We start from the raw sequence: 13,062 nt of genomic DNA, 5'->3' as shown, positions 1-13,062 counted from the left end.
TTACTCCTAGTCTTTGATGACTGATTTAATCAAACGGTAGAACCGATCACCGGCATCGGTAATTCCAACAGCTGATGACTGAGCCTGCATGGCTTTTGCCTGTTGGTCATCCAGCAGCAAAGCATCGGCAGCCTTGATCAAAGATTCACCATTAAAATCAGGTTCCTTAATCGACAAAGCAGCACCCGCTTCTACCAAGGCACTCGCGTTTTTACTTTGGTGGTCACCCGTCACAAATGGTGAAGGTACTAAGATTGCTGGCAGACCCAGTGCCGTTAGTTCGGCAATGGATGTAGCCCCTGCTCGCGATACCAAGACATCCGCCTTTTTCATCACGGCCGGCATGTTATCAATATAAGGCAAGACCTTAATATGGTCGCCAAGTGTTAGACCACGTTCTTGTAACAAGCGGTTAAAGTTATCGATTCGCTTTGGTCCTGCAACCAAAACAACCTGGTAAGGACGATCATTGAATGTTGAAATAGCATCAAGAGTTGCCAGGTTAATGGCCGGTGCACCTTGTGACCCACCAAAAATCAACAACGTCTTTTTGTCATCTTCTAACCCATAGCTCGTCCATGAAAAATCAGACTGGAGGTTCGCTACTTCCTGGGCTCTTGGATTACCTATCACTTCAGTCTTATCGGCTGGGAACTGGTCCTTGGCTGCTTCAAAGCCCAAGCCAATTTTTGTTGCATTTTTAGCCAAAAACTTATTGGTCACACCAGCAACTGAATTTTGTTCATGAATAACCGTTGGGATGCCCATTTGTTGTGCGGCATACAAAACAGCGCCAGAAACATAACCACCAGTCCCGACAACGACGTCGGGCTGAAAGTTTTTTAAAATTTTCTTGGCAGCAGCAGTTGCCTTCAAAAACAGGTAAACCGTCTTAAAGTTGGTTAACGAGAGCGAACGTGAAAAACCTTGGACATCCAGTTGCATAAAGGGCAAGTTCGTCTTCGGCACGATTTGCTTCTCAACTCCACGGAAAGAACCAATATACAAAAATTCTGCTTCTGGTTCCTTTTCCTCAATGATTTTAGCCAAAGCTAAGGCAGGATAAATATGGCCACCCGTTCCGCCACCTGATAACACTACTTTCATTTTTGCTCTCCTTACCCAATCTGCAAACTATTTTTTAAGGCTTGTTCGTATGCATCCCCACGAATCTCAAAATTAGGATATTGATCCCAAGAAGCGGCTGCTGGTGAAAAAAGAACGACCTCTCCAGGTTTTGCCATTTGGACAGCCAATGGTGCCGCTTCTTCAACTGATTTCACAACCGTAACCGGTAAATGCAAGGATTCAGCCAATGCCTTGACCTTATCGTGCGTTTCACCAAAGGCAATCACCTGACGAACATGCTTTAAGTCTGGGGCCAAGCGGGACAAGTCATCCCCACGGTCTAGCCCCCCAGCCAGCCAAACGACTGGCTGGTTAAAGGCCGACAAGGCCGCTTGCGTTGCTTCAATATCAGTTGCCTTCGAATCGTTATAATACAAGACGTCTTGATTTTTAAACAAGAATTCCAACCGGTGCTTAACACCCGAAAAGGTCTTCAAGACATCAATGATGCCAGCTAGGTCGGCACCTGCAACCGTTGCCGCCGCCGTTGCCGCCAAAACATTTTCCAAGTTAGGTTGACCAACAAGCTTAACGTCTTTGAAAGGCATTAGTGTTTGTCCTGCAAAAACCAAGTCATCGCCACTTTGGTGGGCATAGGCTACTTGGTCTTGATCATCAAAGAGCAGTACCTGGGCAGCAGTCTTACTTTCAATTAATGGTGTATCTGGTCCCTGGCCATTTAAAATCAGCACTTGATCAGGGCGTTGGTCTTCTGTAACGTGAATTTTAGCGGCTAAGTAAGCCAATCGCGTGTGATGAAAGTCCATATGATTGGCAAAGACATTGGTAATCACGGCAATATCAGGCTGAATCATTGGAATCCCAACTAGTTGGAAAGAAGACAATTCTAAGACGAGCGTATCATCCTTCGTCATCGAACCCACAACTTGGCAAACAGGCGTTCCGATATTACCAGCGACGACGACCTTCCCCTGCTTTGGATCCGCTTGCAACATCTTCCCCAAAAGCGTTGTCGTCGTCGTCTTCCCATTTGAACCGGTAACAACAATCAAACGGCCAGTAAAAGTCGACAAGGCAACGGCTACTTCCGTCAGAATTGGAATCTTCAACCGCTCCGCCTTTTCCAACAATGGTTGTTCGTAATGAATACCTGGATTTTTAACGACAAAATCAGTATCCTCTGCCAAAGATTCTGCTTGGTCGTTTTCAGCAAAAGAAACACCAGCAGCTTTCAAGGCTTTGACATCAGCATCTTCCTCAATTTGGTCGCAATTGGCAACCGTAACCTGCGCACCAAGTTCAACCAGTCGTTTAGCAGCAGCCTTCCCTGATTTGGCCCAACCTAACACTAATACCTTTTTATTTTTAAAATCTAACTCTGCCATACCCTACTCCTTTTTCTGACACACACAGTGCTGATTTTTTATGTACAGTGGTTAACGTTATCAACCACTTTTAAATGTTAGTAAAAAATGAAAACGGCCAAAATGGCTAGGACCAATCCAACTGACCAAAAGGCAATGTCGATCTGCCACTCTGACCAACCAAACTTTTCAAAAGAATGGTGAATCGGTGCCATTGGGAAGACTCGTTTATGGAAGAAGTGATAAGAAAATGTCTGAATAATGACGGACAAAGTTTCAATCACGAAGACTAGTCCAATAATTAACAGGGAGATGACGGCGTGCAACAAAATGGATTCAACTGCCAGTCCAGCTCCCAAAGCAAGAGAACCCGTATCGCCCATAAAAATCTTGGCCTTTGGTAAATTGAATATCAAAAAACCAACTAACGTCCCAATCAAAATCAGGTTAAAGGAAACCATCGCCCAGTTAGCGGCCCAATAGGCCATGACGGCGTAGGCACCATAAGCAATCACGGCTAAGCCACCCAGAAGACCGTCGAGGCCATCGGTCAGGTTAGTAGCGTTTGACCAACCAACTAACCAGAACCAGATAAAGATGACATAGAAATAGCCCAGATAAACGACGCCAACAACCGGCAAATTAATGACGGCTGGCACCTTTAAGGCCCAAAGCAAAAACATTACGACAACGGCCGATAGCGTTTGCGCTGCTAATTTTGGCTTAAAAGCAAAGCCATCATCGGCATGTTTCAGTAGTTTCAAAACATCATCGACTGCACCAATCAAGGCAAATGAACCAATCGCTACTGAAAGGGTCAAAACCGTTGTGAAAGCGGTTGAATTTTCATAAGTTCTTGGCAAACAAAAAGCAACGATGATTGCCACCAAGACGAAAACAGCCCCTCCCAATGAGGGCGTACCGGCTTTTTGCTGGTGATCTGGACCCAAGACCCGAATCACGGCCTGTTCCTTACTTTGTTTCAATTTTTTGATCACCATCGGCATCAAAAGTGCTGTGATAGCCATTCCTAAGAGGAATTCTAGTACAACTGACATTACGTTCTCTCCTTAAAGTTGACGCTAATTTTACTTTGACCGGTTACCGCTGTGCCGGCTGTCACGCTTTGCTTTTCTCCATAACCAGACCCAGTTAAGGACATCTTGACCTTTGCTAAGTAGCCCCAAGTCAAAACATCGTTTTTGGTCCAGGAACTAAAATCAGGAACAGTGACTGAACCACTTGCTGTCACAAAGACGCGCTGTCCCTTAATAGCATCCTGATTGCCCTTGATTGATTGCGCTGAAATGGTGCCACTTGAGCCCAAAGTTGTTACAGATAGCCCTGCATTTTGCAGTGCCTGCTCCGCTTGACTAATCGACAAGCCTTTCACGTCTGGAACTGTCACCTGATTGGTCTTCGACTTAACACTATCATCCCCATCGTTTAGGGCCTGAAGTATCACTGGTCGAAAGACATTATTCAATGTAATTTGAATATTGGCGTCCGGGAAAACCTGCGGCTGGCGAACTGCTATATACATAATATACTTTGGATTTTGCTCCGGCACAATTGCCATCACCGAATGAATATCATTTGTTAACCCATCCAGGTACTTTCCATTCTCGGAAATCTGCGCAGTTCCAGTCTTAGCAGCGACCTGGTAACCAACATCAGACAAACTATATTGTTTAGCCGTTCCATCATCCGCATTCACAACCCCAGCCATCAAAGACAAAACTTGCTTGGCTGTACTTGCTGAAATTGGATTGGCGACCTGAGTGGTCTTGCCCTGGTAAATAACTTTTCCCGTCTCCGGATTTGTCACTCGGTCAACCAGGTAAGGTTTGATTTCCTTGCCCCCGTTGGCAATGGCCGTATATGCTTGAAGTAGCTGAGCAGGGGTTACCCGAATAGCCTGGCCATACGCCGTGTTGGCCTGATCAATCGGCTGTTCAAAGGACATCGATCCGGATTCTTCGTTGGGCAAATCCATTCCGGTCTTCTTTAGGAAGCGGAACTTGTTGATATATGATTCCCAAGTACTTGCACCAAGAGCTTGTTCAAGGTGAGCAAAACCAACGTTTGATGATCGCTCATAGGCCTGGCGATAAGTTAGAATACCCTCACCGTTACCAAAAGCATCAACAACCTTCTGGCCGTTAATATCGTAAGTTCCAGATTGGTAAGTAGCATTTGGATGCCACTTGCCTTCTTGAATAGCGGCTGCCAATGTAATGGTCTTCATGGTTGAACCTGGCTCAAAGGATCCTTGATTAATCAGGTTTTCCCAAGCGGATGAAAGTCCGTCTTGTGTATTTGGATCAAAATTTGGTCGTTGCGTAGCAGCCACAATCTTACCTGTTTTCGCTTCCATCAAAACGGCGACTGCTGATTTTGCTTTTGTACCGGCGAAAAGGACGTCCATCCGGTTTTCAAGCGTTGCTTGCAACTTTTCATTCAGCGTTAAGGTCACGTTATTGCCATTTTCAACCTGATTCTTTTTAGAAGTCTCATTCTGATTTCCAAGAGAAGTCTGAATACCATCCTTACCACGTAAGGTACTGTTTTTAAAGGCTTCAATGCCTAAAATACCGCCAAGTGTTCGCTGACCGGCAGAGTTCTGCGTTGAATTTGTTAGACCAATAATATGTGAGGCCATCCGGTTATTTGGATAATAACGGGATGGCTGGGAATTAAACTTAATGCCCGTCAAATTTAAGGCCTTAATCTTATTGTAAGTATCGACACTTAAGTTTTTTGCCTTCGGACCAAATTCGACCTGAAGCTTGTTAGAGGTCAACTGAGCATATAAGTCATCATAGCTGATGCCAAGAATGACACTCAGTTTCTGCGCGGCATCCTTCTTATCAACCACGTAGTCAGGCTTGCCTGTCTTCGTTACTTGCTTTTTATCCAAAACGGCATACATATCATAAACCGTTGAGTTGTCCGCAAGAACTTGACCATCCGAATCCAAAATTTGCCCACGAGTAGCCGGCACTGTTTCCTTTTGCATAAAGATTAGTCGAGTGGCAGCGGTTAAGTTATGGTTGTTGACTACCTTAAAACCAGCAATCTGAAAAAGGCGACCACCCATGATTAAAATAACAAAGAAAGCCCCCACAAAGAGGAGGGCACCGAAACGCTTACCGTTCCGTGTTATTTTTTTCCCGAGTTGTCGTCTTTTCTTCTGCTTCATCTGCTTACTGGTTTACATTCCGAACGTTGTTAGTACTCTGTTCCATATTAGCTGATTGGGCAACCTTTTCCAAGTTGTCACGATTCGTTTTTGATTGAATGTCACCACGATAAGAGTCGTTTTCCTCTTTCACATTGGTCACCTTCTGGGAGATCTGTTCATTTTGAGCATCAACTCGTTGCATGGTCACAGTTGTTGCCACTGTTCCCATCATCAACAGCAATACAATAGTGGCCATAAAAATAACCAAGCCACGCTCCCGTTTCGTCCAGACAGCTGCCTGGTAGCGCTTTTTGGTCCGAACTCTCTTGGCAGACGGTGTGGTAGGCTGCTCAGGTAAAGCAGTCGCCAAATCTTGGTAGCGATAAGCGTTTTGTGCCATTTTTGAACTCCTTTACTAGTATCTTTTTCAAACAAAAATCATCACATTACCTGCTGAAAGCGTTAAGAATCTTCCCGCTTCAACCGGACAATGCCTCTTAATTGTGCCGAAGCAGACCGATGATTTTCTGCTTGCTCTTCTTCACTTGGCTTAATCGCCTTACGTGTTAATAATTCATAATCTGCTTGCATTTGTTCAGGCAAGAGTGGCAAGCCACGTGGTAAATCAGGTGTGGCTGCCTTTTCACGAAACATCTGTTTAATCAAGCGGTCTTCTTGGGACTGGAATGAAATTGCTGAAATCCGTCCTTGAACAGCCAAAAGGTCTAAGGCCTGCGTCAGTGAATCCTCTAAAGCCCCTAATTCGTCGTTAACGGCCACTCTCAGAGCCTGGAAGGTCCGTTTTGCCGGATGCCCCCCATGGCGCCTAGCTGGTGCTGGAATCGCTTCTTTAATAATTTCAACCAGGTCAAAGGTGGTTTCAATTGGCTTGACTGCCCGAGCCTGTTCAATCTTACGAGCGATGGCTTTCCCAAAGCGGTCTTCCCCATAACGAGTCAAAACTCGGACCAAATCAGAAAATGGCCAGTCATTGACAATGACCTTTGCCGTTAAGTCCTGGCGACGATCCATGCGCATATCCAATGGCGCATCATGGTTATAAGAAAATCCTCGATCGCCTTGGTCAAACTGAACGGATGACACGCCCAAATCATACAAAACACCATCAACTTGGTAAACACCACGGTCATTTAAGCTTTGCTTCAATGTGCGAAAGTTCTGGTAGACCAAAACTAATTTACCATCAGCAATTTCTTGCTCATACTGCTTTTGATTATGTAAGATAGCGGTCTGATCTTGGTCAAAGGAATAAAGAGTCCCAGTGGTCAATTCCTTAAGAATTTCGCCAGTGTGACCCCCGCCCCCCAAAGTCGCATCGACGTAAATGCCGTCTGGCTTGACCGCCAGCAATGCAACCGCCTCTTTTTGGAGGACCGTTACGTGTTCAAATGCCATTTTATTGTCCTCCTGTTTAATGCTTTTCTCATCCATCAGTCTATTCGCGTTGAATAGACGACTTTAAAAATCAAAATCGACTAATCCCTCAGCAATTTCATCAAAGTTTTCAGCAGTATCCTCTGTATAGGCCTGCCAATTTTCCTTAGACCAAATTTCAAAGGAATCGCCGGCACCCGTCACAACCACTTCTTTGTCAATCTGGGCATAGTCCTTCAGGTTGCCATCAACAATGATGCGCCCCTGCTTATCAAACTCTGCTTCTTTAGCACCGGCTAAAACAAAACGCTTAAAGGCCCGAGCTTCTTTTTTCCCGATTGGCAAAGTATTTAATTGTTCCTCTAAGTTTTGCCAAACCGACATCGGCATGGCCCGTAAAGCATGTTCCATCCATCGGACAACCACGAAGGATTCACCCAATTGATTTCGAAACTTAACCGGAATGGTGAGCCGGCCCTTGGGGTCTAAATTATGTGAAGATTCCCCCATGAACATCGGCACACCCTCCTTTCTTAAAGATAACTTAACAATAATTTACCACATTCCCCCACATTCCTCCACTCTTCTTGTAATTTTTTTAAACCGCTAGTAATAAAAAAAGCTTAAACCCTAAAAAATCAGGATTTAAGCTTAGTGGGGAATTTCCCCTATCTTTGTAAAATCACAGCCAGAACACACAAGACAAGTAGCAAAATAATGCCAATAATGCCAGTCGCCTGCCAATAACGATGGCAGAAGAAAGCAAGTCGTTGGCGATGCCACAAAGCAATCGAACTCCAAATTGCCCCAATCAATAACCAAACAACTAAGACAGCTAACAAATCAGACCGATAAAAGGCTGCACCCCAGGTTAAATGTGCGAAAACAAATGCCGGAATAACAGCAAGGTCCAGGACCCCAATTTGTGGAAAAGAGCGATAAAAAAGTCGCCACAAAATAATTAAAAAGAAAGTGGCTAACCAAATGGCAGGCCAATAAAACCACGTCATAAACATTCACCTCTTCGTCAACTTTACCAAGGTCAGTTGAGAATTTCAATTTCACCCTTGCATATGTTATGATAAATTTAAATTACTCAGGAGAATGTTGCTACCAATCATGGCCAAAAAAAAAGCTAAGAAAAAAGTAAGTCAAACACCCGTTCAAAAAAATACAAACGTTGATACCGAGCTCCAAAAAGAAGTCATCCGCCAATTAGATAAACGACCAATCCCAAAGGTTGAAAAGAAACAGAAGAGTAAATTCCAGGTTTGGACTTGGATTATGTCAATCTTCATGGTTGTTGTCATGGCTGGTTCCGTCATCTACGCCGCCATCGCCGCCATTGGCCACTAAAAATTAATCAAAAAACGCCGACCAATTTCTATGGTCGGCGTTTTTATTATGTTTATTGATTTTATTCAACAGACAACAAAAATGGGTAAAGGTCCTGACCACCGTCATGAACTTCGCATTCCAAGTCCTCATCAAGCTCAGCAACCGCTTCCGTCAAAGCTTTGATATCTTTCTTCTTGGCATCCTTACCAGTAATGATCGTGACAATTTCACTATCATCGTCTAACATCTTTGCTAAAGTATCCTTGACTGTTTCCAATAACTTTTGGCCAACCACAACGATTTCGCCATCAACCATTCCAAGCCAATCACCCTTTTTAATGGTTTGGCCATTCAGAGTTGTATCACGAACCGAATGAGTAATCTGACCAGAAACAACTGTTGCCAACTGTTCAGTCATGGCTTCTTGGTTATCTGTTACCGAAGCAGCTGGATTGTAACCCAGCATTGCCGTTAGACCTTGTTGAATCGTCCGCGACTTCACCACTTCAACAGGGATATCAACCAAGTCTTTTGCCTGGTCAGCAGCCAAGAAGATATTTGAGTTGTTTGGCAAAATAATTGCCGCTTTTGCCTGTGACTTTTCAATGGCTTCGACAAAATCAGCCGTTGAAGGGTTCATCGTTTGGCCACCAGTAATCACCTGGTAAACACCCAAAGAATCAAATAATTGTGCAACACCATCACCAGCTGCTACTGCAAAGACCGCTACATCAGGTGCTGGCTTTTGTTCTTGTGCCGTTTGCTGGTTCTTTTGATCTTCTTTTTCCTGTTCATCGATTACGGCCTGCTGTTGGTCACGCATATTGTCAACCTTGACCTTGACCAATGAGCCAAATTCACCACCCCAATGAATGATTGCCCCGGGATCTTCCGTGTGAACGTGAACCTTGACAACATCTTCATCATTAATAACCAAGAGCGAATCACCCTTGTCGGCAATGAAATCGTAAAAGGTTTGGTAGTCAAATGGCTTTTCAACCGTCGTCCCCTTGCCAATCTCGACCATGACTTCCGTACAGTAACCGTACTTAATGTCTTCTGGCCGTAATGATTCATTTGCTTGGGCACCCGCATGCAACTTTGAAACCATCTGATCAAGTTCCGCGTTATCAGGCGTTTGCAGGTTCTCTTCTGAAACCGTACCCGAAATCACTTCGGCAAAGGCTGACAAAACCAAAACAAGACCCTGACCACCAGAATCGACCACACCAACTTCTTTCAAAACAGGCAAAAGGTCAGGTGTCTTATCCAATGCCACCTGGGCAGCATGAGCTACTTGATCCATCATCGTTGGTAAATCAGCACCAGCATTGGCCGCTTCATCAGCAGCCGCTGCGGATTCGCGAATCACCGTTAAGATAGTTCCTTCTGTTGGCTTCATTACTGATTTATAAGCAACTTGAGCAGCCATCATCAAGGCATCGGCCAAATCTCTGGCTGAAAGGTTATCCTTGTCAGCCAAAGAATCAGCCATGCCACGGAAGATTTGCGACAAAATCACACCAGAGTTCCCACGAGCTCCCATCAAAAGGCCCTTTGCCGTCGCCTTCGCTAAGGCCCCAACCGTTTCTTCCTGGGCATCACGCTCATATTGAGCACCTGAAGCCATTGACATGGCCATATTGGTCCCCGTATCCCCATCAGGAACAGGGAAAACGTTTAACTTGTTAATGTTCTCCGCATTCGCAGTCAACTTGGCCGCGGCGGCATTGACCATCTTGCCATAATCGGCAGCAGTGATAGTCATTATTTTTTCTGCAGTCATCTTCTTTTTAATCCTTGGTTTCAATTCCTTGGACAATCACGTTAACTTCGGGTACATGAATTCCCAAATAACTATCCAAATAATACTTGACCTTGCGTTGAACCGATGTGGAAATTTCTGCTAACTTCATGCCGTAACGCACAACGATATAAACATCCACAATAACACCAGCGTCCGTTTGCGAAACAACAACGCCTCGGCCATAATTTTCCCGATTCAAAATTTGGTTAACACCATCACGCAAAGCAGCCCGTGAAGCCATTCCAACCACACCTGGGTTGGCAATTGTGGCCCCACCAACAACCGACGCGATTACGTCGTTTTCAATTTTGATCTCGCCATTTTGAGTTTGAATCTTAATTGCCATCACGTTGTTGTGGGACAAAAAGCCCCACGTTCCTTTCTGTTTACGATAATCCTATTTTACCATGTTCTAAGAAAAGGTTCTAATTTGCCAACCGGCGGCTTCATGCCTTTTGTCATACTCTCTATTGCTGGTAAAAAATTAGTTGCCAAATGGCTAAAACCAGTTAGCACCTACTGATAATAAAAAAACCACCGTCAAGTGGTGGTTTTTAAACACGTTCGATTGAGCCGTTCTTCAATCCGGCCTTCAAAGTACGTGCCGTTAAGTAAACTTTCTTAGGTGCGGAACCGTTAATCTTAACAGTAACCTTTTGCAAGTTTGGCTTCCAGCTACGACGACTTGAATTCAAGGCGTGTGAACGTTGATTACCAAAACGGGTGCGTGCACCAGTAATTGCATCTTTTGCCATGTCTGACCCTCCTATCCGAGCCGAGGTATTGTTCATGCTCTTCTTATCAACAATACAATATTTTACCAGAATAAAAGACCTTTAGCAAGAGCAGAAATCGATTTAACCATTGGTTCCACCTCAAATTCAAAGGCAATTCGCTCTATACGAGTCTTTTACCACTGTTTATCCAGAAAATTACTTATACTAAAGTTTTTCCTAATCCAGTATAACGAATTCGAGCAATAAAGGCAAAGCAAATCGTCTGCTTTGCCTTTTTACCTGATTTACGCTGGCAATCAACAAGACTAATTTTCAATCATCTTATTCAATCTCATTCATTAGTAGAGCAAGCACTAAAAAGGAGGTGTCAGCACAATCACTGCCGCCCCCCAATTAAATTTAAAATTATGCGTACTTTTGCAAAATTTGAGCTAATTGCTCTTTGTTATGGAAACCAGTAATTCGTTCTACGGCCTGACCATCCTTTGTCACGACCAAAGTTGGAATTGCACGGATGCCAAAGTTAGCAGCCGTTTCCTTGTTTTCATCAACATCAACCTTATAAAAGTTGATATTCTTAGTAGCATCTTCATCAGACAAAGCATCTAAAACAGGTGATTGCATCTTGCACGGTCCACACCAAGTTGCCCAAAAGTCCGTAATGGCAACGCCAGTAGCGGTTTCCTTTTCGAAATTTGCGTCAGTAATTGCTGTTACAGCCATTTACTTACCTCCATCTTTGCTCTGAGTAACAATCATGATCCCACTGTCAAAAGACAAGTGGACCAATTCATTAATAAATTCATTCGATGACCACATTATAGCCTTACTTTCTGGCTGTGTCAAGGTATACTTCGCATCGATAATTTTCAAATTATCAACTAGACCCAATGGCATAAAACCGAGATATTTCATACCACCAATGTGCTTCACCACCTTTTGTCCAGGCAACAAATAGGAAACAACATTCTGCTTATCAACCAGCGCGACTCGTTCTACTAAATCTGGCAAATCGATTTCTTGTGCCAATTCGGTAAAGCCCGCCATTGCTGGAAAAGTTAAATTAGCTAAAAGATGATCCAGGCGGCCACCGGTGGCCCCGTAGACCCTGATTTCATCTGCGCCAAGACTAGCAGCGGCTTTAATCGCTAACTGCGTATCAGTAAAGTCCTTTTCGGGTGGAAAGCGGTAAACATGGTTGGCTTCCAAATGACTGATAACCGCCTCAAACTCCTCTTTTGTCAAAGAGTCAAAGTCACCCACCACCGTTTGAAAGTCCATCCCGGCTTGCATCAGGTACCAGGCGCCACGGTCAGCACCCAGCCACTGCCCCTCTTGCTCAAAAATATCGTCAGGCCAAAATTCAGTCGGACCTCCGGCTAAGATATTAATTCGCATCCATTCATCCTTTCTTTTCGAAAAAAGCCAAGCAAAAATTTGCTTAGCCCTTTTGGATTATTATTTAATAGCGAGATTGTTTTACTTAGTTAAATCCAACAACTTGGCAACCTTAGCAGCTGGATCTTTCTTATCGTAAACATATGAACCAGCAACGAAGACGTTGGCACCGGCCGCAGCCGTCAACGCAATGGTCTTTTCATTGATACCACCATCAACTTCGATATCGTAGTCCAAGCCATTGTCTTGCTTATAGGTAGACAATTCCTTAATCTTTTCGACCATTTCTGGCAAGAAGGCTTGACCACCAAAGCCAGGGTTAACCGTCATGACCAAGACCTGGTCCACCATGCCTAACACAGGAATAATTGCTGATACCGGTGTTCCAGGATTAATAACCACTTCTGCCTTCACACCAGCAGCTTTAATCATTTGCAAAACACGGTGAATATGTGGCGTTGCTTCCACGTGAACACCAATCAAATCAGCACCAGCTTCAGCCAATTCTTCAACATGGTTTTCTGGGTGGACAGCCATCAAATGGACATCCAAGAACAAATCAGTTTGTGGCCGTAATTGCTTCACCCAAGCTGGACCATAAGCCATCGATGGGACAAATGACCCGTCCATCAAATCGACGTGCAAATACTTTGCACCAGCCTTTTCCACCAAGGCGACATCTTCGCCTAACTTTGTGACATCTGCACTCAAAATTGATGGAGCAATAATTCCTGCCATGTTTTCCTCTTT

15 protein-coding genes are annotated in these 13,062 nt (G+C 44.3%); 1 reads left to right on the top strand and 14 read right to left on the bottom strand.

Annotated features, from left to right (window positions below; genetic code table 11):
* Positions 1-6: 6 nt before the first annotated feature.
* The 8 genes from murG to AABI20_RS02575 all read right to left on the bottom strand — a co-directional run bounded on the left by murG (position 7) and on the right by AABI20_RS02575 (position 8,042).
* On the bottom strand, positions 7-1,107 hold the full coding sequence (gene murG, locus AABI20_RS02610; RefSeq protein WP_288846403.1) for an undecaprenyldiphospho-muramoylpentapeptide beta-N-acetylglucosaminyltransferase: 1,101 nt from the start codon (positions 1,105-1,107) through the stop codon (positions 7-9).
* Between the two features lie 11 nt (positions 1,108-1,118).
* A complete protein-coding gene (gene murD, locus AABI20_RS02605; protein WP_047974350.1) occupies positions 1,119-2,474 on the bottom strand; it encodes a UDP-N-acetylmuramoyl-L-alanine--D-glutamate ligase in 1,356 nt (451 codons plus the stop codon).
* A 77-nt stretch (positions 2,475-2,551) separates the two neighbouring features.
* The gene (gene mraY / locus AABI20_RS02600) at positions 2,552-3,511 is read right to left on the bottom strand and encodes a phospho-N-acetylmuramoyl-pentapeptide-transferase (RefSeq protein WP_338346702.1); all 960 of its coding nucleotides are present in this window, start codon (positions 3,509-3,511) and stop codon (positions 2,552-2,554) included.
* The gene (locus tag AABI20_RS02595) at positions 3,511-5,655 is read right to left on the bottom strand and encodes a peptidoglycan D,D-transpeptidase FtsI family protein (RefSeq protein WP_047974348.1); all 2,145 of its coding nucleotides are present in this window, start codon (positions 5,653-5,655) and stop codon (positions 3,511-3,513) included. Before AABI20_RS02595 ends, mraY begins: the two co-directional genes overlap by 1 nt.
* 4 nt (positions 5,656-5,659) lie before the next feature.
* Positions 5,660-6,037 carry a hypothetical protein gene (locus AABI20_RS02590; protein WP_047974347.1) on the bottom strand — a complete coding sequence of 126 codons (378 nt, stop codon included), beginning with the start codon at positions 6,035-6,037 and terminating at the stop codon, positions 5,660-5,662.
* 62 nt (positions 6,038-6,099) lie between these two features.
* Positions 6,100-7,053 carry a 16S rRNA (cytosine(1402)-N(4))-methyltransferase RsmH gene (rsmH, locus tag AABI20_RS02585; protein WP_047974346.1) on the bottom strand — a complete coding sequence of 318 codons (954 nt, stop codon included), beginning with the start codon at positions 7,051-7,053 and terminating at the stop codon, positions 6,100-6,102.
* 63 nt (positions 7,054-7,116) lie between these two features.
* Complete coding sequence (gene mraZ / locus AABI20_RS02580; RefSeq protein ID WP_047974345.1) at positions 7,117-7,548, bottom strand: division/cell wall cluster transcriptional repressor MraZ; 432 nt, start codon at positions 7,546-7,548, stop codon at positions 7,117-7,119.
* Positions 7,549-7,700: 152 nt separating this feature from the next.
* On the bottom strand, positions 7,701-8,042 hold the full coding sequence (locus AABI20_RS02575) for a hypothetical protein (RefSeq protein ID WP_338346699.1): 342 nt from the start codon (positions 8,040-8,042) through the stop codon (positions 7,701-7,703).
* A 94-nt stretch (positions 8,043-8,136) separates the two neighbouring features.
* On the opposite strand from AABI20_RS02575, the gene AABI20_RS02570 reads away from it, so the two are divergent.
* Positions 8,137-8,388, top strand: a complete 252-nt coding sequence (locus AABI20_RS02570; protein ID WP_338346698.1) for a DUF4044 domain-containing protein — start codon at positions 8,137-8,139, stop codon at positions 8,386-8,388.
* 61 nt (positions 8,389-8,449) lie between these two features.
* Here AABI20_RS02570 and AABI20_RS02565 read toward each other — a convergent pair whose 3' ends face one another.
* The 6 genes from AABI20_RS02565 to rpe all read right to left on the bottom strand — a co-directional run bounded on the left by AABI20_RS02565 (position 8,450) and on the right by rpe (position 13,050).
* Positions 8,450-10,156, bottom strand: coding sequence for a DAK2 domain-containing protein (locus AABI20_RS02565; protein ID WP_288846407.1), 1,707 nt, complete (start codon positions 10,154-10,156; stop codon positions 8,450-8,452).
* A gap of 7 nt (positions 10,157-10,163) precedes the next feature.
* Complete coding sequence (locus tag AABI20_RS02560; RefSeq protein WP_047974342.1) at positions 10,164-10,523, bottom strand: Asp23/Gls24 family envelope stress response protein; 360 nt, start codon at positions 10,521-10,523, stop codon at positions 10,164-10,166.
* Between the two features lie 208 nt (positions 10,524-10,731).
* A complete protein-coding gene (gene rpmB / locus AABI20_RS02555; RefSeq protein ID WP_047974341.1) occupies positions 10,732-10,932 on the bottom strand; it encodes a 50S ribosomal protein L28 in 201 nt (66 codons plus the stop codon).
* Between the two features lie 387 nt (positions 10,933-11,319).
* Positions 11,320-11,637, bottom strand: a complete 318-nt coding sequence (gene trxA, locus AABI20_RS02550) for a thioredoxin (RefSeq protein WP_047974340.1) — start codon at positions 11,635-11,637, stop codon at positions 11,320-11,322.
* Complete coding sequence (locus tag AABI20_RS02545) at positions 11,638-12,312, bottom strand: thiamine diphosphokinase (RefSeq protein ID WP_047974339.1); 675 nt, start codon at positions 12,310-12,312, stop codon at positions 11,638-11,640.
* A gap of 81 nt (positions 12,313-12,393) precedes the next feature.
* Positions 12,394-13,050 carry a ribulose-phosphate 3-epimerase gene (gene rpe, locus AABI20_RS02540; protein ID WP_047974338.1) on the bottom strand — a complete coding sequence of 219 codons (657 nt, stop codon included), beginning with the start codon at positions 13,048-13,050 and terminating at the stop codon, positions 12,394-12,396.
* Positions 13,051-13,062 lie beyond the last annotated feature (12 nt).

The sequence above is a fragment of the Fructobacillus cardui genome (assembly GCF_963580785.1).
In the GTDB taxonomy this organism is placed as follows: domain Bacteria; phylum Bacillota; class Bacilli; order Lactobacillales; family Lactobacillaceae; genus Fructobacillus; species Fructobacillus cardui.
This window is presented reverse-complemented; position numbering and strand designations above follow the sequence as displayed.

What these genes read in the sequence shown, in the direction of transcription:
- murG (WP_288846403.1), bottom strand. Translation starts at nt 1,107, where the DNA reads ATGAAAGTAGTGTTATCAGGTGGCGGAACGGGTGGCCATATTTATCCT.
- murD (WP_047974350.1), bottom strand. Translation starts at nt 2,474, where the DNA reads ATGGCAGAGTTAGATTTTAAAAATAAAAAGGTATTAGTGTTAGGTTGG.
- mraY (WP_338346702.1), bottom strand. Translation starts at nt 3,511, where the DNA reads ATGTCAGTTGTACTAGAATTCCTCTTAGGAATGGCTATCACAGCACTT.
- AABI20_RS02595 (WP_047974348.1), bottom strand. Translation starts at nt 5,655, where the DNA reads ATGAAGCAGAAGAAAAGACGACAACTCGGGAAAAAAATAACACGGAAC.
- AABI20_RS02590 (WP_047974347.1), bottom strand. Translation starts at nt 6,037, where the DNA reads ATGGCACAAAACGCTTATCGCTACCAAGATTTGGCGACTGCTTTACCT.
- rsmH (WP_047974346.1), bottom strand. Translation starts at nt 7,053, where the DNA reads ATGGCATTTGAACACGTAACGGTCCTCCAAAAAGAGGCGGTTGCATTG.
- mraZ (WP_047974345.1), bottom strand. Translation starts at nt 7,548, where the DNA reads ATGTTCATGGGGGAATCTTCACATAATTTAGACCCCAAGGGCCGGCTC.
- AABI20_RS02575 (WP_338346699.1), bottom strand. Translation starts at nt 8,042, where the DNA reads ATGACGTGGTTTTATTGGCCTGCCATTTGGTTAGCCACTTTCTTTTTA.
- AABI20_RS02570 (WP_338346698.1), top strand. Translation starts at nt 8,137, where the DNA reads ATGTTGCTACCAATCATGGCCAAAAAAAAAGCTAAGAAAAAAGTAAGT.
- AABI20_RS02565 (WP_288846407.1), bottom strand. Translation starts at nt 10,156, where the DNA reads ATGACTGCAGAAAAAATAATGACTATCACTGCTGCCGATTATGGCAAG.
- AABI20_RS02560 (WP_047974342.1), bottom strand. Translation starts at nt 10,523, where the DNA reads ATGGCAATTAAGATTCAAACTCAAAATGGCGAGATCAAAATTGAAAAC.
- rpmB (WP_047974341.1), bottom strand. Translation starts at nt 10,932, where the DNA reads ATGGCAAAAGATGCAATTACTGGTGCACGCACCCGTTTTGGTAATCAA.
- trxA (WP_047974340.1), bottom strand. Translation starts at nt 11,637, where the DNA reads ATGGCTGTAACAGCAATTACTGACGCAAATTTCGAAAAGGAAACCGCT.
- AABI20_RS02545 (WP_047974339.1), bottom strand. Translation starts at nt 12,312, where the DNA reads ATGCGAATTAATATCTTAGCCGGAGGTCCGACTGAATTTTGGCCTGAC.
- rpe (WP_047974338.1), bottom strand. Translation starts at nt 13,050, where the DNA reads ATGGCAGGAATTATTGCTCCATCAATTTTGAGTGCAGATGTCACAAAG.